18 protein-coding genes and 1 pseudogene are annotated in these 21225 nt (G+C 46.1%); 12 read left to right on the forward strand and 7 right to left on the reverse strand.

What is annotated here, in order from left to right; genetic code table 11:
• Window positions 1-200: 200 nt before the first annotated feature.
• Window positions 201-654: pseudogene (locus I6E38_RS09610) on the reverse strand (Fic family protein); the annotation flags it as partial.
• A gap of 276 nt (window positions 655-930) precedes the next feature.
• On the opposite strand from I6E38_RS09610, the gene I6E38_RS09615 reads away from it, so the two are divergent.
• Entirely contained in the window at window positions 931-1191 is a 261-nt protein-coding gene (locus I6E38_RS09615; protein WP_235393782.1) for a hypothetical protein, read from the forward strand.
• Window positions 1192-1535: 344 nt separating this feature from the next.
• Here the strand turns inward: I6E38_RS09615 and I6E38_RS09620 are convergent, their stop codons facing one another.
• Both I6E38_RS09620 and I6E38_RS09625 read right to left on the reverse strand, forming a co-directional pair.
• Window positions 1536-1736 (reverse strand): hypothetical protein, encoded by a 201-nt coding sequence (locus tag I6E38_RS09620; protein ID WP_235393783.1) that lies wholly within the window; start codon window positions 1734-1736, stop codon window positions 1536-1538.
• Window positions 1737-1759: 23 nt separating this feature from the next.
• Window positions 1760-4177, reverse strand: a complete 2418-nt coding sequence (locus I6E38_RS09625; protein WP_235393784.1) for a hypothetical protein — start codon at window positions 4175-4177, stop codon at window positions 1760-1762.
• 517 nt (window positions 4178-4694) lie between these two features.
• Here I6E38_RS09625 and I6E38_RS09630 point away from each other — a divergent pair.
• Both I6E38_RS09630 and I6E38_RS09635 read left to right on the forward strand, forming a co-directional pair.
• Window positions 4695-4934, forward strand: coding sequence for a hypothetical protein (locus I6E38_RS09630; RefSeq protein WP_235393785.1), 240 nt, complete (start codon window positions 4695-4697; stop codon window positions 4932-4934).
• Between the two features lie 25 nt (window positions 4935-4959).
• Window positions 4960-5454, forward strand: a complete 495-nt coding sequence (locus I6E38_RS09635) for a RagB/SusD family nutrient uptake outer membrane protein (RefSeq protein ID WP_475595049.1) — start codon at window positions 4960-4962, stop codon at window positions 5452-5454.
• A gap of 107 nt (window positions 5455-5561) precedes the next feature.
• Here the strand turns inward: I6E38_RS09635 and ettA are convergent, their stop codons facing one another.
• Window positions 5562-7259 (reverse strand): energy-dependent translational throttle protein EttA, encoded by a 1698-nt coding sequence (ettA, locus tag I6E38_RS09640; protein ID WP_235393787.1) that lies wholly within the window; start codon window positions 7257-7259, stop codon window positions 5562-5564.
• A 158-nt stretch (window positions 7260-7417) separates the two neighbouring features.
• Window positions 7418-7912 carry a very short patch repair endonuclease gene (locus tag I6E38_RS09645; RefSeq protein ID WP_235393788.1) on the reverse strand — a complete coding sequence of 165 codons (495 nt, stop codon included), beginning with the start codon at window positions 7910-7912 and terminating at the stop codon, window positions 7418-7420.
• Window positions 7913-8220: 308 nt separating this feature from the next.
• Here I6E38_RS09645 and gmd point away from each other — a divergent pair, with 308 nt between their 5' ends.
• The 9 genes from gmd (at window position 8221) to I6E38_RS09690 (ending at window position 20203) form a co-directional block, all read left to right on the forward strand.
• Window positions 8221-9333, forward strand: a complete 1113-nt coding sequence (gmd, locus tag I6E38_RS09650; protein WP_235393789.1) for a GDP-mannose 4,6-dehydratase — start codon at window positions 8221-8223, stop codon at window positions 9331-9333.
• A gap of 2 nt (window positions 9334-9335) precedes the next feature.
• Window positions 9336-10532 carry a GDP-L-fucose synthase family protein gene (locus I6E38_RS09655; RefSeq protein WP_235393790.1) on the forward strand — a complete coding sequence of 399 codons (1197 nt, stop codon included), beginning with the start codon at window positions 9336-9338 and terminating at the stop codon, window positions 10530-10532.
• A gap of 1028 nt (window positions 10533-11560) precedes the next feature.
• Window positions 11561-12748: an ATP-binding protein gene (locus I6E38_RS09660; RefSeq protein WP_235393791.1), complete on the forward strand. Its 1188-nt coding sequence runs from the start codon at window positions 11561-11563 to the stop codon at window positions 12746-12748.
• A 131-nt stretch (window positions 12749-12879) separates the two neighbouring features.
• A complete protein-coding gene (locus I6E38_RS09665) occupies window positions 12880-13458 on the forward strand; it encodes a DUF4372 domain-containing protein (protein ID WP_368043042.1) in 579 nt (192 codons plus the stop codon).
• Between the two features lie 222 nt (window positions 13459-13680).
• Window positions 13681-15003 carry a TolC family protein gene (locus I6E38_RS09670; protein ID WP_235393792.1) on the forward strand — a complete coding sequence of 441 codons (1323 nt, stop codon included), beginning with the start codon at window positions 13681-13683 and terminating at the stop codon, window positions 15001-15003.
• Between the two features lie 84 nt (window positions 15004-15087).
• The gene (locus tag I6E38_RS09675) at window positions 15088-16206 is read left to right on the forward strand and encodes an HlyD family secretion protein (RefSeq protein WP_235393793.1); all 1119 of its coding nucleotides are present in this window, start codon (window positions 15088-15090) and stop codon (window positions 16204-16206) included.
• Window positions 16207-17883 (forward strand): efflux MFS transporter permease, encoded by a 1677-nt coding sequence (locus tag I6E38_RS09680; RefSeq protein ID WP_235393794.1) that lies wholly within the window; start codon window positions 16207-16209, stop codon window positions 17881-17883.
• A 290-nt stretch (window positions 17884-18173) separates the two neighbouring features.
• The gene (locus I6E38_RS09685; protein WP_235393795.1) at window positions 18174-19055 is read left to right on the forward strand and encodes a helix-turn-helix domain-containing protein; all 882 of its coding nucleotides are present in this window, start codon (window positions 18174-18176) and stop codon (window positions 19053-19055) included.
• Between the two features lie 17 nt (window positions 19056-19072).
• Window positions 19073-20203, forward strand: coding sequence for an acyltransferase family protein (locus tag I6E38_RS09690; RefSeq protein WP_235393796.1), 1131 nt, complete (start codon window positions 19073-19075; stop codon window positions 20201-20203).
• 160 nt (window positions 20204-20363) lie between these two features.
• Here the strand turns inward: I6E38_RS09690 and I6E38_RS09695 are convergent, their stop codons facing one another.
• Both I6E38_RS09695 and I6E38_RS09700 read right to left on the reverse strand, forming a co-directional pair.
• Window positions 20364-20705 carry a TonB-dependent receptor plug domain-containing protein gene (locus I6E38_RS09695; protein ID WP_235393806.1) on the reverse strand — a complete coding sequence of 114 codons (342 nt, stop codon included), beginning with the start codon at window positions 20703-20705 and terminating at the stop codon, window positions 20364-20366.
• Window positions 20698-21207 carry a carboxypeptidase-like regulatory domain-containing protein gene (locus tag I6E38_RS09700; RefSeq protein ID WP_235393797.1) on the reverse strand — a complete coding sequence of 170 codons (510 nt, stop codon included), beginning with the start codon at window positions 21205-21207 and terminating at the stop codon, window positions 20698-20700. The genes I6E38_RS09695 and I6E38_RS09700 overlap by 8 nt, the downstream gene beginning before the upstream one ends.
• Window positions 21208-21225 lie beyond the last annotated feature (18 nt).

Genomic DNA, 21225 nt, shown 5'->3' on the forward strand with positions numbered 1-21225 from the left:
TACTTTTTCTATAAAACGAAAAATGAGCCATGTTAGTACTTATATATAAAAATAATTTAGATCACTTACTTATTTTGTGTAAATACACATTATTAACGACTACAAAGTTGTTCTTATTCCGAGTGCAAAGTTACGATGACTATTTCAAACCATTATTAAACGATGTACTTTATGACTCATTCCGCCAACGGGTATTTTCCCTAAAAATACGTCTTCACAGCAAACAAGAACTGCTCGATAAAGATTTTCTTGAAAGCAGCGATGTTATTCTGTTCGTAGAACATGAGCATAGCCTTCTTATAGTCGATGGAGTCAACGGTTCGGAAAGAAATCGGGCAATATCCATTTGCTATTAAGATAGCATTGCTTGTGATTCTTGCAGTCCGCTTGTTCCCATCCACAAAAGCTTGAATATACGATAATAGCACTAATGTCAAGAGGGCGATAATTGGTTCCCGTGATACCAACACGACGATGACGGATATTTCTATCAACTTCCAACTCCTTTGTCAGGATAGAATGAATATCCTCTATTCGGTGCACAGACAGTTCTTTCAAATAATCTGGTACGTCAAGCACAAAATCAAGTGCATCCTTATGGTTAAGCAACATGATAGCTTCTTCTTTTGTCTTCCCGGAAGCCGTCTGCTTATCTTTTCATTGTGCTATCACTGGGAGCTTTCGTAAGCCCAGCCATAATCTCTGCCCTATTTGCCAAGGGATGATAATGTAAAAACTGTAATATTTCTATATCTATTGTCATATTCTTTATTTATTAATCGGCTCAAATTTACTCATTTTTTGCCAATAATCGGGTTTTGTTTGAGCCGATTTTGCGTATATTTAACGGACTTTTGAACCGATTCGATAAAAACATCTTGGAGAATAGACGAAACGGGAAAGATAAAACCAAACTACTAAAACTTCACTATGGCGGCTCTTGTCATGCAGGTGAATGGTTTCCAATTTCAGGGCAAGGTGTATATTGCTTTGGATGAAGGCTCTGATTACTACCGTATCTATGGAGAAAAGGATGGAACGACTAAAGAATATCATCATGATATTGCTTTTGATGAACTTGGCGATGTACTTGACTTAATGATAGAGACTGGAGGTATGACCAAGGAAGAATACCAAGCAAAGGTAAAGGACTTTGTTTGTAACATCTTGAAAATCAATATTGCTACATGAAGATACAACTTTCAGAGTCATATTTGACTTATAGGCATTTGAATAATTATGGTAAGATAGTGGTCATGATGTAGTATTATCCCCCTTTCATAAGGGCAATTCATAAACATAATACAAAGGCAATGAGATGATAAACAGAAAACATTTGCAGGACTTTTTTATTATAATCCTGGCGTGCCCTTCAAAAAGAGATTCAGGCTTTGCTCTTGCAATAGAGCTGGATGATAAGGGAAAAGGATTGGTGGATTGAAAGGAAGTGTGAAAAAGCCAAAGGGCTGGACTCCAAATATGGAATCCAGCCCTTTAACGCTTTTCATTATCTGTTTCTATAGCAGACGATGGTGTCAGTCATCGCCCCAATTATTGTTGTTCGATTCTCCCCACAAGTATTCGTCCTTGGTTTGGCTCTCGTCGACTACACCAAAGTTGCCGATACATTCTCCATCGGTACTTCCTTGGTATACGCTCGCCGTTACGAGGCCTCCGCTACAGAGAGCCTCGAGCTGTATCACATTTATTTCTGGAGTTATATATTTCTTCTTCATTTTGCGTAACTGTTATTTTGGGTTTATCTGATAATTATCTTCTTTCCGTTCACTACATACATTCCCTTAGGCAATCCCTCCAGACTGCAACTGCGGCGCACCATCTGTCCGTACATGTTGAAAACGCCCTCTATGCCGCGCTTATATGATGTGCGGTCCGTGCTGCCGTGTATGTCGTCGATGCCTGTAGTGCTGTCTGCCACTCCGTCGATGAACAGCGATACTTGGCTCGGTTTTACTTCGGCAGAAGTATTGCCCGCCAGCTCAAACCAGCAGCGGAACGCCTTCAGTCCGTATGAATACGGATTGCCGTCGGCCATATCGCCGTGCGGCACCTGTATCAGTTTTCCCTTATACATGAAGTAGTCGCCGTTGAGGTCGTCTCTGCCCTCGATAATCTTGCCATTGTCGTATGTCTTCGCCATAGTGCCTTTGCAGGTCATCGTGCCATGATTGCCGCCGGTGGCAGAGAAGGTTGTTGTTGACTCCCAATTGGTGGTGTTTACATAATTCTTCAGCTTATCCCTGTCGAGCGACACCATCGTGATGTCGTAGTGGTCGGCTTTCAAAGTCTTCGTCAGTCGGTTGTCTTCTTTGGAAGACGGTTTGTAGTCGGTGCCAAGCCATTCGCTGTTGTCCTCGCCTGCTGATGTATAGAATCGGTCTACGGTGTAGGGTGCCGACTTCACCTGTGTATATGGTGGGTACACGATATATGGCTCGAATGCTGTTACCATCACGTCATCGTCGTTCTTTGGCTCCACGGTCACGAACTGCACGCTGTTTTCCGTCAGTTTGGCAAGCTTTGCCACCTTCACTGCATCTCCGAACGTGCGTTTCATCTGTCCCCATGTCAGGTCTACGGGCAGAATGAGCGAGTTCCACTTATTGTCGTTCAGCTTGCGGTTCAGATGCAGCACGCTGTTCTTGTATTCGTCAGCAGCCTCGGTCAGATAGAGCAGGTCGGTAGATTCCTCGTCGAGAATCAGCTCCGGGTTGCGTCGCGGTCCGGCATAAAGCAGCTTGAATTCGTCCACGGCGGTCAGCTCGTTGTCGGCTACATCCGGCTTTCCGTCGGGTGTAGGATCTACGTAGAAGCCTATGCGGAGCGTAACAGGATTCTTGTCTGATATTTTGTTCCCATCCAGGGCTTTGTCGAGACATATCTGTACCTGGTTCTCATACTCTCCCTCGAAGAAGGCATGTCCGATACCGGCTCCTTCGTAGTTCTTGCCATTGTGTGTTTGGGCAAGCTGATAGGCATCAGCCTGACTTATACCGTCGAGGGATGCTGTTGAGTATATCTCTTTAATCGGATTGTTGTTGGCATCGAGCACTGTAATGAACAGGTTTGCAAGCGGTTTGCCGTTCTGCTTGATGTTCTCCGAGCTGTTCGATGTGCTGAATCCGTTGCATCGCAGCAGGTACCATCCTCCCTTGTGTACCTGCACGTCCTGATAGAATGTGAAGCCGCGCAAGCCTTTGGTGTAGCAGTAGAAATACTGGCCGTAGTCGCGCTGATGAGCTTCTGTATAGTTTTTCCAGCTATTGGGACCTGTACTCTGTAGCTTGTCATGCGTCTTATACATATTTTCGTCTCCAAAGCGCATATAGCTTTCCCAGTCTGTTGGCAATTTATTATCTTTACCTGTGATGACCCATTTTAGAGCGTCCGCATCATTTGCTCTGAAATCTGGACATGCAATAAGGAAAGAAGCATCAACAACCGATTTCATATTTGCAGGAGCTATGTTGAAGAGTTCGTGATACTCAGTCTTTGTAATCACCTTCCATTCCTGGTTATTGTATTCCGGGGTGCCCTCCGTGGCTATGTTTGCCTGAGAATCGCAAAGTTTGTCCTCGTTGTTAGGATAAGCCGTGAGATAACCTAATGTTGATGTATTGCCGATTCTGACGAGATATACCTTGTTCGTTTCTGAATAGCCATTGGCTTTAACAAATCTGATAACGCTTCTATCTACAACACCTTGGTCCATAAACACCTGGTTATGTTTTGTGTCGATTCCCAAATATGCCCGATTTATAGAACCTTTAACCTTGCTCTCCAGACGATATGTTCCTTCTGAACCGCTAATCAAATTCATATAAATGGGATATGGCGTAACATCCAATGAGGCATGAGTACCCCACATACCGCCAACGCTCAGAAACTTTTTCGCCCCGATGTTATACAGACACACAATCTTATCTCCGTCGGTTTCAGCCGTTCCATTGCTTGTACAAATTGCTGACGAAGGATCAACGCCAGAAAGGTCGTCAACCCCTCCAATAACCGTTTCTTCTGTTCCGTTGTCTTCCGTCGCTTTATTTTGTGCCGAGGCTACAGTAGCATTTGCAGCCATCAGCACTGCGGCTAAAGCAACTGCCGCAATGCTTCCTTTTGTTTTGGCAAAAGAAAGCAGATAACTTTTACCCTTCATAATTTATTAATCTCTATTGTTGATTTTTTTTCTAAAAATACTTATTCATTCAAATGTGTCAATTGTGACACCTATGCTGTCATCCTGATATAAAATGTCTGCAAAGATATGAAAAAAAATATTTATGATAAAATTCCCCCCCCTTGTCATTATTATTTATGATTTATTAATAAAAATGAATGTATATGCTGCCAGATATCGTACAGACAAATACCACGGCGTAGCTCCTTGGTTGATAGTCAGAACGCGATAATTTGCATTGTCATGTGACATGGCATTAACTTTATATTTGAGAATAAGGGTTGTTAGTGTTCTAACAACCCTTGTTCGTATTCTATACAATCCATCATCAAAACGTCGTAATTAATTATAACACAGCAAAATACTCGTTAACGTGTAATATCAACAAAGGTTTTAGATGCTCTACAATGCGATAATGTGTACAATTATCATTAAATCCAATGATTTTCTTGCGACAATTTAAATATTATACCTTTTTGAACTATAAATGTCCATTATGAATACCAAACATATATTATTAGGTGTTATAGCTTCAGTAGCTATGGTATCAGGATTCACTTCCTGCGACGACTACCTCAACACCGACAAGTACTTCTACAACCAGACGAGCCTGGACTCAGTGTTCCAGCGCAAGAGTCTGTTGATGCAGTATCTCAATTCTGCCTCAAGCTACATACCTGCTGACGACCAGCTTTGGACCAACTCTTACAATCGACAAGTATTCGGGCTACTTTGACAACTGGGCCAACTACTACAAGGGTATCCGTCAGGCATACATGATATTGGAAAATATGAATAAGTGCCGTGACCTGAGCGAGACGGAGCGTCGCGACGTGGCAGGCCAGTGCAATTTCCTCTTGGCCCACTACTATTACTGTCTGGTACGCCAGTATGGTCCGGTGCCATTGATTCCAAGCACCATCCCCTCAAATGCAAGTGTGGATGCCATGTCTTATCCACGTGCCACTTACGATGAATGCATCGACTTCATCAGCAAGCGATACGAAAAGGCAGCCAGCCCTTGGTTCAACGGCAACAAGTACTATGTCGACTTCAAGCGCAGATTGGATGGCGTCAACTACTTCAATCAGGAGTATGACGCACAGAAGTGGGGCAAGGCAGCAGCAGTGTGCAAGCGCATCACCGATGGTGGCGGAACCTACGACCCAAGCACTAAGGTCTTCAAGTTCTGGTATACCAACACCGACGGCAACAAGACATACCGTACAGAGGCAACACTGACCAAGTCAAAATAAACACACACTCAGCAAAAGTCTGAAAACAAAGAAAACGCCGGAGCAAGTCATTCACGACTTGCCCCGGCGTTTTCTTTTTATGCATTTTCTTTATTTCGCTCTTCCGATTAGTCTTCCATCAGTTTGCGATAGCGTCCCTTCTTGATTTCCTCGTTGCCCATACGGCGAGCCTTGTTGATTTCGTAGTCAGAGTAGCTACCCTCGAAGTAGAACACTTCACCATTGCCCTCAAAGGCGAGGATGTGCGTACAGATACGGTCGAGGAACCAACGGTCGTGGCTGATTACTACGGCACAACCGGCAAAGTTCTCCAGACCTTCCTCCAGTGCGCGCAGTGTGTTCACGTCGATATCGTTGGTAGGCTCGTCGAGCAACAGCACGTTGCCCTCCTGCTTCAGTGCAAGTGCCAGCTGCAAGCGGTTGCGCTCACCACCCGAAAGCGTGCCACAAAGCTTGCTCTGGTCGGTACCCGAGAAGTTGAAGCGTGAGATATAGGCGCGAGCGTTTACGTCTCTGCCACCCATACGTATTGTCTCATTGCCCTGCGATACCGTTTCGTAAACCGATTTTTCAGGGTCAATATCCTTATGCTGCTGGTCTACGTAGGCAAGCTTCACGGTCTCGCCCACCTCGAATGTACCACCGTCGGCATGCTCCAGTCCCATAATGAGTCGGAAGAGAGTAGTCTTACCGGCACCGTTAGGACCGATAACACCCACGATACCGTTAGGCGGCAGCATGAAGTTGAGGTCGTTGAAGAGCACCTTGTCGCCAAAAGCCTTCTTCACATGTTGTGCCTCTATAACCTTGTTGCCCAATCGCGGACCGTTCGGTATGAAAATCTCGAGCTTCTCCTCGCGCTCCTTCTGCTCCTCGCCGAGCATCTTCTCGTAAGCGTTAAGACGGGCCTTACCCTTAGCCTGACGTGCCTTCGGAGCCATGTGTGCCCACTCCAACTCACGCTCCAGAGCCTTGCGACGCTTTGAAGCCTGCTTCTCCTCCTGCATCATACGCTTGGTCTTCTGGTCGAGCCATGAAGAGTAGTTGCCATGCCATGGAATACCCTCGCCACGGTCGAGCTCCAATATCCATTCGCTCACATCGTCGAGGAAGTAGCGGTCGTGCGTTACGGCAATCACCGTACCCTCATATTGCTGCAAATGCTGCTCCAGCCAGTCGATACTTTCGGCATCAAGGTGGTTGGTAGGCTCGTCGAGAAGCAATACGTCGGGCTTCTGCAGCAGCAGTCGGCAGAGTGCCACACGACGGCGTTCGCCACCTGAAAGGTTAGTAACGGGAAGGTCACCCTTAGGACAACGCAATGCAGCCATAGCACGGTCGAGCTTAGAGTCCATGTTCCATGCATCAGTGGCATCAATAATATCCTGCACCTCCGAGAGGCGTGCCATCAGCTTGTCCATCTTGTCGGCGTCAGAGTAATACTCCTCCAATGCAAACTTAGCGTTTATGTCCTCATACTCGGCAAGTGCATCATACACCTTCTGCACACCCTCCATAACATTCTCCTTTACGGTCTTCGCTTCGTTGAGCGGTGGGTCCTGCGGCAAATAACCCACAGTATAGCCAGGGCTCCATACCACTTCGCCCTGTGTTGGCTGTTCCAGTCCGGCGATGATTTTCATCAGCGTTGACTTACCAGCGCCGTTCAAACCGATGATTCCGATTTTTGCGCCATAGAAGAAGGACAGATAGATGTCCTTCAAAATCTGTTTGCGGTTTTGTGGGATAATCTTCGATACTCCCACCATTGAAAAGATAATCTTCTTGTCGTCTACTGTTGCCATATGTTGATAGTTGAAATTACTTAGGTTGCGCAAAGATAAGAAAAATATGGGACATTAACCGCCTAAATGCTAAAATCCAAACATATAATCTTTAGTTTTTAGCAAAAATCCAAACATATAATACTAGTATTTTTGCTAAAATCCAAAGAAATAGGTTGTCATTCCACATTGGGTTCTGCTGCCATTGATCTTTCTTCCTCTGGTATTTCATAGCGTCGCACGCTATGGTCTTTAAGATATATACGGTTGAGAGTGAACGCCAAACCTTCCAAGGTCTTTGCTCTTACAGCCGGCTTCAACTGACATTCCCACACCGTGATGCAATGCCATCCCATAGATGCAAGCTTGTGCTGTTCAGCCAAGTCACGAGCCTTATTGCGCTCTATCTTTGCTTTCCAAAAATCTGTGTTAGTCTTTGGCAACACATAATACTTGCAGTCCTCGTGCCCATGCCAAAAACAACCGTTTACAAAGATTACCGAACGATACTTACGCAGCACAATGTCAGGATGACCAGGCAGACGAGGATGATTCAGCCGATAGCGAAACCCTCGGCCGAACAGGTACTTCCTCACCAGAATCTCCGGCTTGGTACCCTTCCCTCGTATCGATGCCATACAACGATGGCGTTGCTCCTTGGTCAGTTTGTCCATAATTTTGCGATGTGCTGCCTATCTTATGCAAAGATAGAAAAACATATCGATAAGTCGTGGATATATATTGATTTTTGGTAGATTTCCACGGGAAATCGCAACTTTTTCGGGTTTCTGCTCTCAAAATACGTAGGAAGTTTTTTTAGAAATCAGTAATTGTCTGTGTAATAACGACACGAAAACAGCAAAAAAGTTGTATCTTTGCCAGCATATTCTGCAATTTCTATTACATTTTGCAGACGTAACATTGATAACGGAGTGAAAACTCATGTGTATGAGGAACACATAACATAAAAGATTATTGGCTTATGAGCAAACAGAACATTGCCCTCATCACGGGCATTACCGGTCAGGATGGCTCTTATCTGGCAGAATTGCTGCTGGACAAAGGTTATGACGTGCACGGCATAATACGCCGTTCATCGGTAGATTATCGTGAGCGTATTGCCCACCTTGAAGGCAAACCGCATTTTCATTTGCATTATGCCGACCTCGGCGACTCCATGTCTATCGTGGGAGTTGTGTCGGAGGTGCGTCCTACAGAGATATACAACCTTGCTGCACAGAGTCATGTGCAGGTGAGTTTCGACTCGCCTGAATATACTGCCAATGTGGATGCCGTTGGTGTGCTGCGCATCATCGAGGCTGTACGCAAGGTGGGACTGGCATACACCTGCAAGATTTACCAAGCCTCTACATCCGAACTGTATGGCAAGGTGGAGGAAGTGCCGCAGAACGAGAACACTCCTTTCCATCCTTTCAGCCCTTATGCTGTCGCCAAACAGTATGGCTACTGGATTATACGAGAGTATCGTGATGCCTACAACATGTTCTGCTGCAACGGCATTCTATTCAACCACGAGAGCGAACGTCGTGGTGAGACCTTCGTGACACGTAAGATTACGCTTGCTGCAGCACGCATAGCACAGGGCCTGCAAGACAAGCTTTATCTTGGCAATCTCGATTCGTTGCGCGACTGGGGCTACGCCAAGGACTACGTAGAATGTATGTGGCTCATTCTGCAGGCTCCAAAACCCGACGACTTTGTCATTGCCACCGGCGTTCAGCACAGCGTTCGTGAGTTTGCACAACTTGCCTTCCACTACGTTGGCATCGAACTGAAATGGGAGGGCAAGGAAGAGAACGAGAAAGGCATCTGCGTAAGCGGACCGGAGATTCTCGTAGGCAAAACTATCGTAGAGGTGTCGCCCGACTTCTATCGTCCTACTGATGTGGTAAATCTTTGGGGCGACCCTACCAAGGCGAGGGCAAAACTGGGTTGGAATCCTAACGCCACATCATTCGAACAACTCGTCAAGATTATGGTAGACCACGACATGGCAAAGGTTGCATCCGAAGGTGCCGCCGCAAAAGTACGAATGAACCTTGCAGAGTATCTGGAAAAAGGAATTGTGAAATAAACATGCTTAACAAACACAGCAAGATATACATAGCCGGACACCACGGACTTGTGGGTTCGGCAATCTGGAACAACCTTAAGGCTCGCGGCTACAACAATCTTGTAGGGCGCAGCCATAAGGAGTTGGACCTTACAGACCAGATGGCAGTGACACGCTTCTTCGATGAGGAGCGTCCCGACGCCGTCGTCCTGGCAGCCGCTTTCGTTGGCGGCATCATGGCAAACTCGCTCTATCGTGCCGACTTCATCATGCAGAACATGAAGATGCAATGCAACGTGATAGACAATGCCTACAAGCATGGTGTCAAGAAACTCCTTTTCCTTGGCTCTACGTGCATATACCCCAAGAATGCTCCGCAGCCGATGAAGGAGGACTGTCTGCTCACATCGCCTCTGGAGTACACCAACGAGGAATATGCCATTGCCAAAATAGCCGGACTAAAGATGTGCGAGTCGTACAATCTGCAATACGGCACCAACTATATCGCCGTTATGCCGACCAACCTCTACGGGCCAAACGACAACTTCCACCTTGAGAACAGCCACGTTATGCCAGCCATGATGCGCAAGATATACTTGGCGAAACTTATTCACGAGGGTGATTGGCGCACGATAGAGGCTGACATGAACAAGCGTCCTATCAACCCCACCGACAAGCTTCGCACCATCATAGGCGAAGGCAACGTCGACGGCAACAATCCGCACGAACGCATACTGAAGGCATTGGAGTTTTACGGTATATATAATAATAAGGTGGTGCTTTGGGGCACTGGCTCTCCCCTACGCGAGTTTCTATGGAGCGAAGACATGGCAGACGCCAGTGTTCATGTGCTCTTGAATGTAGACTTCAAGGACATCATTGGCATTGAGAAATACAGCAGCGTTTTCTATGGCGCAAAGACCGACGGTGCGGTCGACCGCAACAATTCCGAGGGGCGCGGCGGTGCCATCCCGTCATTGGGCGAGATACGCAACTGCCACATCAATGTTGGCACGGGCAAGGAACTCACCATACGCCAGCTATCACAACTCGTAGCCAAAGCCGTAGGCTTCGAAGGGACCATTGAGTTTGACACCAGCAAGCCCGACGGCACCATGCGAAAACTCATTGACGTAAGCAAACTGCATTCGCTCGGATGGACACACAAAGTGGAAATAGAAGAAGGAGTGCAGAAACTCTTCGAATGGTATAAAGAATAATGAAATTGCAACCGCCACTGTTACAATATTTGCATTTCTAACCGCTCAAAACTACGAGTTGAACGCACTAGGAAATCTTTGGCTCGAAATTCGTGAGTTTTGAGCGTGCAATATATATATTGTTTACACACAACAACTTACAGCGTTAACGACGGAAGTGTGCAATTTTACACAGTACAAAAGTTATCCTTTTCATTGCAAAAGGACTACTTTTGCATTGCATTTTGGCCTCCGTTGCATTGCAAATGGAGCTTCTTTGCCCTCCAAAAGTTGTCCCTTTGGAGTGCAAAGAAGCTATAATTGAATAAAAACATGGTGTCGGACACCGCTAAAACATATAAAAACGGCTTCTTGAATCTCTATAATCGATTTTTATTTTGTAATACTTTTTTACTGCCTGTCTTATATTTGCATCCTTTTTTCACAATAAACATCTCATGCAAAAGACTGTATTTCAATTAATTCAAAGAGCGATTTGTCCACTTTAACGGGACAGTAGTGATTGCATCTAAAAAAGGAATACTTGCATGATACGATTGTCATATATCAACTGGAAAGGTGGAAGGGAGGTATGATACGATTTTTTTTACTGGATGTAAACCACTCCATATTCCGGATGAACCTTTATTATTATCTATTTTTTTCGACATAGTCACAATATAATGACCTTCTAAAGCAGTAGAAGTTAAAAACGAGCGCCTCTTTTCTTTATATCTTTTAATCCGAATCGGTCATTAGGGTTTGCTTGGATTTTTATTTTTAGGAGAGTGGATTTTGTTTGGGTTTTAATGAGTAATTCCAAAGAATACTTTTGTAAAATAATCAAAAATATACATGCCAGATGCGGTTATTTCAGCTAAAAGTTCTATATTTGCCATCGAAAGATGGAATTTTACTCAGTCCGTTGAGTAAAATTACTCAGTCGACTGAGTAAAATTATTCATTATGCTGAGTAAAACAACTTGAAAAGCCCCAATTAAATATAATAAGACTATACATATCACATTATCATCTATAAGCAACAGACCATGTACAAAAGAAAGATATATGATACCATAATCAAGAGATTAGGTGAACAAAGAATGTTCATTCAAGTAATCATGGGACCACGACAGATTGGAAAATCTACCGTTATCAAGCAAGTATTGGATGATTTAAGTAAACCGTTTCTTTTCTATTCTGCCGACACCATACCTTCAACATCTTCCACTTGGATTAGCGATTGCTGGAATAATGCGCGTCTTCAAATGCGCACACAAGGACTTGAAGAAATGATCTTGGTTATTGACGAGATACAAAAACTTAAAAACTGGAGTGAATATGTAAAGAAAGAATGGGACGCTGATAGTCTAAATCACATCAACATCAAAGTGGCATTATTAGGCTCATCAAGGGTGTTATTAGAAAAAGGACTGGCAGAATCTCTCATGGGACGATATGAGGAAATCAGAATGAGCCATTGGAGTTATCCAGAAATGAAAGAAGCCTTTGGAATGACTCTTGAACAATACATCTATTTTGGAGGCTACCCAGGAGCTGCCATGCTTATTGGTGACGAAGAACGTTGGAAGAACTATGTTAGCGGAGCCATCATCGATGCTACTATAAACAAGGATATCTTGATGGATTCTCCAATAGGAAAGCCTGCTCTGCTTCGTCAAACTTTCGAATTGAGCGTAGCTTATTCGGGTAAGATACTCTCACTAACAAAAATGCTGGGAATATTGCAAGATGCTGGCAACACAGTTACATTGGCAGGCTATCTAAATCTTTTGAGCGATAGCGGACTTGTCACAGGACTACAGAAATTCTCTATAGATGTAGCCCGCAAACGTGCCAGTATTCCTAAATACCAAGTGTACAATAATGCCTTATTGAGTTCTCAATTAGGTTTAACTTTTCAAGAAGCCGTTTCTGATAGTAAGCAATGGGGACAATTCTTTGAATCCGCCATAGGAGCCTACATATTAAGCGAAGCTTTTACCCATCGTTTTGAAGTTTTTTACTGGCGAGAAGGCAACGACGAGGTTGACTTCATCCTCAAGAAGAATCAGAAATTCATAGCTATAGAAGTAAAAAGTAATGGAGAGGCTTATACCACGGGCTTAGAGCGTTTCCGCAATCTATTCCATCCGTCGGCAATATTTATCGTAGGCGAGAAAGGTATCTCACCAGAAGTTTTCTTGAACATGGATCTAAGAAAACTATTTGAATAACTTAATCACTACTGTCCCGTTAAAGTGGACTAATCGCTCTTTGAATTAATTGAAATACAGTCTTTTGCAAGAGATTTTAAGAGTGCGATGATTTGAATTTGTACTTTTGCAGTTATCTATAATACTGCACGATGAACAAAGATAAATACGTTTTCGCCCAATTGATAGAATTCCTCGACAATAACAAGTGTTGGAATCAGTTGCTTGCTATGATGTTTGGTCAACTGAGTAATCGAGAGAGTTTGCGAGATTTGATTGTTGCTTTTGAAGCACATAGAGTAAAGCAATACCATCTTGGATTAGGGCGTAAGCCCATTGCGAAAACGACATTTGCTTCAGCCAATCAGAATCGTGACTACCGTATCTTTGAAGACTTTGCTTTCTATATGATGGAGCAAGCCAGGAAGAAACGAGTAACGGATGTCTTCAAGTTGAAAGGCAATGTGTATGCCTTCGACTCAAAGGCAATGAAGGAAATCCCTTATGAATCAGAATCTTACTACATATTCGACCGTGGATACAATGCTTTCAAGGAACTTTTCAAAATACATCAGCATGAATCATTCTTTGTTGTGCGAGCCAAGAAAAATCTGCAATACAAATGCTGTACTCTTATGGATAAGACACAACTCGTAGATCTCTTCGAAAGGACTGATTTCAATAATGTCAAAGAACTCGATTGTCCCCTCTTTCCGGAGTTATTTGATTAATATTTAACTGGTCCCGATTCTAACGGGACACTAATGTCTCCTTATATATAATTATATAAAACGGGAGGAATATGCCTTTTTGAAAAAGGTAAGCATTTTACATGCATTTTTTATTGTAGTAAAACAACAACAAAGGGAAAATGTGAACAACTTGTGATATTATATGAATATGTCTACACAATGATAAATCAGTAACTTTGCAGCTGAATTATTAATATAGGTATGAAAAGAATATTGTTTACATTTTCCTTGACACTTCTTGCACATTATTCCATGGCGCAGGAAACGCTGTCGTTGGGTCAATGCCTGCAGATGGGCATTGAACGAAATCTTAATTTAAAGACTTATGAGGGTAATGTGCTTAAAGGCAAGCACAATATCAGCGAGAACCGCTCGCGTCTGTTGCCACAGATTAATATCGGTGCAGCGCTGAACGACAACTTCACGCCGCCAGTATCGGTAACGGATGGTAAGGCTTACGGCAAACCGTATAACGTGACGAAGACGCTGCAGTACAACTCGTCGGCAAGTGTTCAGCTACAGATGCCACTATATAGTCAGACGGCACTCACTGCATTGGAGATATCGAAGACTCTCGACCAACTCAACACTCTATCGTATGCCAAAGCCAAGGAAGACCTGATTGTGCAGATAAGCAAGATGTATTATCTGGCGCAGAACACCGAGGAGCAGATTGGCATAATCAAGGACAACATCAAGCGACTTGAAGAACTGCGCAATATCACACAGGCTTTCCACGACAACGACATGGCTCTGAGCGTGGACGTGAAGCGTGTGAACGTGAATCTGGAGAATCTCAGCGTGCAATACGACAACGCCAAGGCTATGCTCACACAGCAATACAACATGCTGAAATACGTTATCGACTATCCTGCCGACAAGGACATTACCGTAACGAAGGCTAACGTGGAGCTGACGGACATGGCGGCTCTCACCGGACTGAACGAGAATCTGTCGGAACTTCAGCTGCTCAGAAAGCAGCAAACACTTGCCGAACAGCAGAAGAAGCTTGCCAAGGGCGGCTATCTGCCAACGCTCGCGCTCACCGGCAACTGGACTTACGCTGCCTTCACCGACAATTTCAAGAACTGGTTTCACTCGGGCGAGTCGAACCATTGGTATAAATCGAACGGCATTGGTCTGTCGCTGCGCATACCCGTGTTCGATGGTTTTGAGAAGCGTTCGAAGATTAGAAAGGCGCAGGTGGACATCGACAACGCCAGACTACAATACGAGAATGCACTGAAGGGTATGCAGACACAATACGCCAATGCCGTTAACGATCTTGCCAACAATCAGCGCAACTTCAGCAAGCAACGCGACAATTATCTGCTGGCTGAGGATGTATATAAGGTGACGAGCGACCGCTACCGCGAGGGTATTGCATCAATGACCGAGGTGCTGCAAGACGAAATGAGCATGAGCGACGCCCAGAACAACTATCTGACTGCCCACTTCAACTATCAGGTATCGAACCTGACTCTGCTGAAACTCACAGGACAGTTGGAAAAACTATTGAATTAGGAATTTGGAATTAGGAATTGTTCTCGGCTACGCCTGCGATTAGGAATTATTCAATGTTGAATTAAGAATTCAAAACTCAAAAAAATGGAAACAAACAATAACACTACAAACAACAATAATAGCGACAACAGCACACAGTCTACCCACGAACTAACTGCCAAGCAGCTTAAGCGCCAGCGCATCCGCCAGGTGGCAGTCAGCCTCATAGGTGTGGCTATACTGGTTTGGGGCATCGTGAAGATTGCCTGCATGTTTATGGACTACAAGAGCAACGAGAAGAGCGACGACGCCCAGATAGAGCAGTACATATCGCCAGTGAACATGCGTGCATCGGGATATATCAAGCGTATATACTTCAAGGAACATCAGGACGTGAAGAAGGGCGACACGCTTCTTGTACTCGACGATCGCGAATATCGTATTCGTGTGATGGAGGCAGAGGCAGCACTGAAGGATGCTATGGCGGGTGCCAATGTCATTGACGCTTCGGTGCAGACCACTCAGACTTCGGCTACTGTGTACGAGGCTTCTATTGCCGAAATCGAAATACGTCTTGCCAAACTCGACAAGGACCGCCAGCGCTATCAGAACCTCGTGGCTCGCAATGCCGCCACACCGATACAGCTCGAACAGATTGAAACTGAATACAACGCTACGAAGAAGAAACTCGATGCCGTACGCCGACAGCAGAAGGCTGCCTACTCGGGCGTTAACGAGGTGCAGACACGCAAGAAGAATACGGCTGCTGCCATTGAGCGCGCTCAGGCTGCTCTGGAGATGGCAAAGCTCAACCTCTCATACTGTGTTGTGACTGCTCCGTGCGACGGCAAGCTCGGCAGACGTGCCCTTGAAGAGGGTCAGTTGGTGAATGCCGGACAGACCATCACCTACATCATGCCCGATACACAGAAGTGGGTAATAGCCAACTACAAGGAGACTCAAGTGGAGAAGCTGTATGTAGGACAGAAGGTAGTAATGACTGTCGATGCCTTTGAGGGCAAGGAGTTTGAGGGCAAGATTACTGCCATATCAGGCGCTACCGGCTCAAAATACTCGCTCGTTCCCACCGACAACTCTGCCGGCAACTTCGTGAAGATACAGCAGCGTGTGCCAGTGCGCATAGAGTTTGAGGGAATTTCGAAGGAAGACAACGACAAGCTGGCTGCCGGAATGATGGTTGTAGTAAAGGCTCAACTTAAGTAAATGACACAAGCAGAGATATATACGGCAGTGCCCGAGCACATGCCTAAGAATTTTCCGTTCTACAACTGGGTGCCAAAGCCTCTTGGCATCGCCTTCCTCGTCATCCTTTTCATACCTATCATGACGGTAAGCGGTGCCTACACCGTCAACAGTAGTGAGATGGTGGGCGGGCTTGGCATCCAGTCAGAACACATAGCCTTCATCAGCTTCGTCACATCGATAGGTATGGCGGCGTTCTCGCCGTTCTTCTACTCGCTGGTGAGTGTGCGCCGCCAGAAGATGATGAGTCTCGTTGGATTCTCCATTCTGGCCGTGCAGAGCTATATATGTGCCAACACCGACAGTCTGTTTATCCTGGCTCTCAACAGCCTCATCATGGGATTTGTCAGACAGACGCTTCTGATGTGCAACCTCTTCACGCTTATCAAGTACGGATTTGGCATTGAGGCTACACGCAACGTTACGCCGGGCAACGAGCCTAAGGACGAAGCAGGATGGGACGCTCTCGACACCGAGAAGAAGGCGAGTCAGCCTATCATCTACTTCTTCTTCATGCTGCTCGGACAGATAGGCACATGGATAACGGCATGGTTTGCCTACAACTACCACTGGCAGATGGTCTACTATGCCATGCTTGGTGCCATACTCGTGGCGCTGCTCATCACACTGTTGTGCATGCCTTACAATCCCTACCCCACGAAGCATTGTCCGCTGTCGTTCTCTAAGTTTGGCAATGTGGTGGTGTTCTGCCTGATGTGCTGCTCGTTCGTGTATGTCACGGTTTACGGCAAGGTGTACGACTGGTACGACAGCCCCAACATACGCTGGGCCACAGCAATATGTGTGGTGTCGTCGCTGCTGTTCTTCTATCTGGAGAAGACACGCCGCTCGCCATACTTCATGCTCAAGGCGTTCAAGTCGCGCAGCATCCAGGGCGGCATACTGCTCTTCATCGGACTGATGATATGCAACTCCAGCTCTATGCTCGTGAACATATTCGTAGGCGTAGGCATGAAGACCGACCAGATTCAGGTGGCAGAACTGGGCAACTGGGTATTGCTGGGCTACTTCATCGGACTGGTCACCATACTCTTACTCAACAACAAGGGTGTACACTTCAAGTGGTTCTTTGCTATGGGATTCCTGCTGATTGGTGCAGCATCGCTATTCATGTACTTCGAAGTGCAGACAGCAGGAATGCTCGAACGCATGAAGTGGCCCGTGGTGATACGTGCCACTGGTATGATGCTGCTATACTCGCTCATCGCCGTATACGCCAACCAGCGCATGCCGTATAAGTTGCTCTCTACATGGGTGTGCATAATGCTCACCGTGCGTATGGTGATTGCACCAGGCATAGGCTCGGCTCTGTATCAGGTAGTGTTCCAGCACCGCCAGCAATACTACATCACACGCTACGCCCACGACTACGACCGCACCAATGCCGAGACCGCCATGACATACGACATGACCGCCCGCGGAATGCAATATCAAGGCAAGAGCGAGACGGAGGCACAGAACATGGCTGCCATGTCTACCAAGGGCAAGGTGCAGGTGCAAGCCACCCTGTCGGCTATCAAGGAGATGTCGGGATGGACCATTTACGCCTGCGTCATCCTCGCCGGACTGATGCTCGTGGTGCCATGGCCAAAGAGGGATATATCGAAGGATAAGTAAGGAGGGAGAAAGCCCTACCCCTAGCCCTAGCCTCAGCCCCACGAGGGTGTGTCAAAATTGAAGTTAAAAGAAGTTTGGGCTTCGCCCGAAGTTAACAGAAGTTAGCGGACATATGTATAAATTGCTGAAAATAAAGCATTTGTCTGTTAACTTCCATCCATCGTAGATGGATTAACTTCTTCTTAACTTCCTCTAACTCCTATTTTGACACACCCTCGTAGGGCTTTTCTTTTTATTTTTGCAGATTCAATATTTTTCACTAACTTTGCCACAAACATACGGCAGAAGCGATGAAGAATAGCAATAATGGCATTGATATACTCGAACAGCAGATGGCCAACAATGAGGACATCTGCTGTTCGTGTGGTAATATAAATTCTTTTCCAAAGGTATTTTTCGACAACTATAAGGTTGCCGATGTGGGCATCATTGTGTGTACATCGGGCAAATTCAAAATCAGTTGCAATAATGTGGAGTATGTGGTAAACAAGGACGAGACGGCATTTCTGTCGCGCGACGTTTACTTCTCCATCACCAGTCACAGCGACGACTGCTCGGTGGTAATCATCATGTATCGTGTCGACTCCATACGCGACATTCTGGGCAGCACCATTGTCGGGATGAAGTTTATAGAGATGCTCAATCCACGAGACTGCTGGGTTATGCACACCGGACACGAAAGCAAACTGACCAAATATTCCGAACTGCTAGCTGCAGACAACAGCGACGACAACGTGTTCGCTGCCAATGAGCGCCGACTGCTACTGCTGTCGCTCACCTACCGACTATGTGGCATATTCCGCGAAATATCAAAAGACGGCGACAATGCCTCAAGCCGCAAACTCGAGACCTACATGCAGCTGATGCAACTCATTGACCAATATCACACCCATGAGCGTGGCGTAAGATTCTATGCCGACCGTCTGTGTCTGTCGCCCAAATATCTTACGTCGCTCGTCAAGTCGGTGTCGGGCAGCAGCGTACAGCAACTGGTGTTCAAGGCTATAACAAAAAAGGCCATTTCCTTAATAACCACTACCGACAAGAGTATCAAGGAAATAGCCGACCTACTGAACTTTCCAAATGCCTCAGCCTTCGGCACATTCTTCAAGAAACAAGTGGGAATGTCGCCAGTGAACTATAGGCAAAATGAAGGATTACCAAAATCTTAAAAACAACAATCATAAAAATGACATTTTCCGACTCCAAACCCCACTATGCCCTGCTTGACGGTCTGCGTGGCGTAGCTGCTATGCTTGTCGTATGGTATCATGTATTCGAAGGTTTTCAGTTTGCGGGCAATAAGCCCGTCATCGACTTTATCAACCACGGCTATCTCACAGTCGACTTCTTCTTCATGCTATCCGGCTTTGTCATTGGCTATGCCTACGACGACCGTTGGGGCAAGTCGCTCACAATGAGCGGTTTTTTCCGTCGTCGTCTGATACGTCTGCACCCTATGGTGATGCTTGGAGCATTGATAGGCGCCATATCATTCCTGCTCACCAGTATGGAGCGTTGGGACGGCACCCACTCCACCCTACTGCTGACACTGATAGCCCTCGTATGTTCATGGCTTATGATTCCGGCATTGCCGGGAATGCAACGCGACGTGCGTGGCAACGGTGAGATGTTTCCGCTCAACGGCCCTTGCTGGTCGCTCTTCTTCGAATATATAGGTAACATTCTGTATGCTCTCATCATCCGCCGGTTGTCTACACGCGCCCTGGCATGGCTCACGGCATTGCTCTGCTGTGCCTTGACATGGTTTGCCGTGACCAATCAGTCGGGCTACGGCTCAATAGGCGTAGGCTGGACCGTCGACACAACCAATCTGCTTGGCGGTACACTGCGTATGCTATGCCCATTCACCATAGGAATGCTTATGTCGCGAGTGTTCAAGCCGATAAAGAATGTACGTGGCGCTTTCTGGATATGCACCATTATCCTGCTTGTCCTCTTCCATGTACCGTTCATCGACGGTGGCACACCAATGAGCCTCAACGGCATTTTCGAGGTAGCATGCATCATCTGTATTTTCCCTATAATAGTATGGCTGGGTGCTTCGGGCACCACCACCGACAATACGTCTCGACGCATCTGCCGTTTCTTGGGCGACATCTCATTCCCACTCTACATAGTACACTATCCGTTGATGTACGCCTTCTATATGTGGCTCATGAAGACCAGGCTTTACACATTCAGCGAGACATGGCCAATAGCTATATCAACCATGGCGTGCAGCGTATGCATAGCATGGCTTAGTATGCGATTCTACGATGAGCCGATAAGAAAATGGTTGAAAAAATTTGCAAAATAACACAACAAAAAATCGGAAGCCTCCTAATCGCTTAGGATTCTTCCGATTTTTTATTGTTACTGAATTGTCGATAGTTCGATCTGTTTTACTTGTTTTTGTACTTTACAACAACGGTGTTGGTGTAAAGACCCTGACCCTGTGAAACAGCACCACCTACAGTCTATCTATTATAATATGTAGCACGGTAAAGGTCATCAAGTATCTCGCCGTTCTCGTCGAGACGGCCGTAATAGCCAGAGAGTTTCTCAAACTGCAACTTCTCGCTGGCGTTCATAAGATTGTAGTCGCTTAGGTCGGCCCAACTCACGTTGTAGCTGCCGTTGTAAGTGAAACGCAGCTTGCCTGCCTCAGGCTTCTTGGTCTCTACTACTACAACGCCGTTGGCTGCCTTCGAACCATAGATGGCTGTAGACGCAGCATCCTTAAGAATGGTGATGCTCTCGATACGGTCCATACTCATGTCGGAGATGCGCTGGAGGGTGGTCTCGAAACCGTCAAGAATGAAGAGCGGCTGGTCGGGGTCGTTGCCGTACTTGTCTGAGAGTTCCGTTGATACTTGTCGTACCGTTGATGTTGATGTTCAGCTTGGCATTAGGGTCGGAACCTGCGAGATTGTTCTCCATGATGACGAACGAAGGGTCGAGTGCCGAAAGGCTCTGCAGCACATTCTGGTTGCCGATGGCCTTGAGTTCTTCCTTGCGATAGGATGCTGCCGAACCGGTGAAGCTCTCCTTCTTGCGCGAATAGATACCCGTAACCACCGTCTCGCCAATAGCATTGGCATCGGCCTGAAGACGTATGACATTCTTCTTGCCGGTAGACATGCGCATCTTCTGCTGCTTCATTCCCACATACGAGAACGTAAGTGTGGTTTCGCCAGCAGGCAACATTACGCGGAATTCACCGGTCTGGTCGGTCAATGTCAAGGTCTTGCCATGCTTGTCCTTAACGCTAACGCCAAGGAGCGGCTGGTCCTCATCGTCTATTACAACGCCTCGATACATCTGCCCCTTAGCTGTGGT

It is taken from the genome of Leyella stercorea, from assembly GCF_021531355.1.
GTDB lineage: Bacteria > Bacteroidota > Bacteroidia > Bacteroidales > Bacteroidaceae > Prevotella.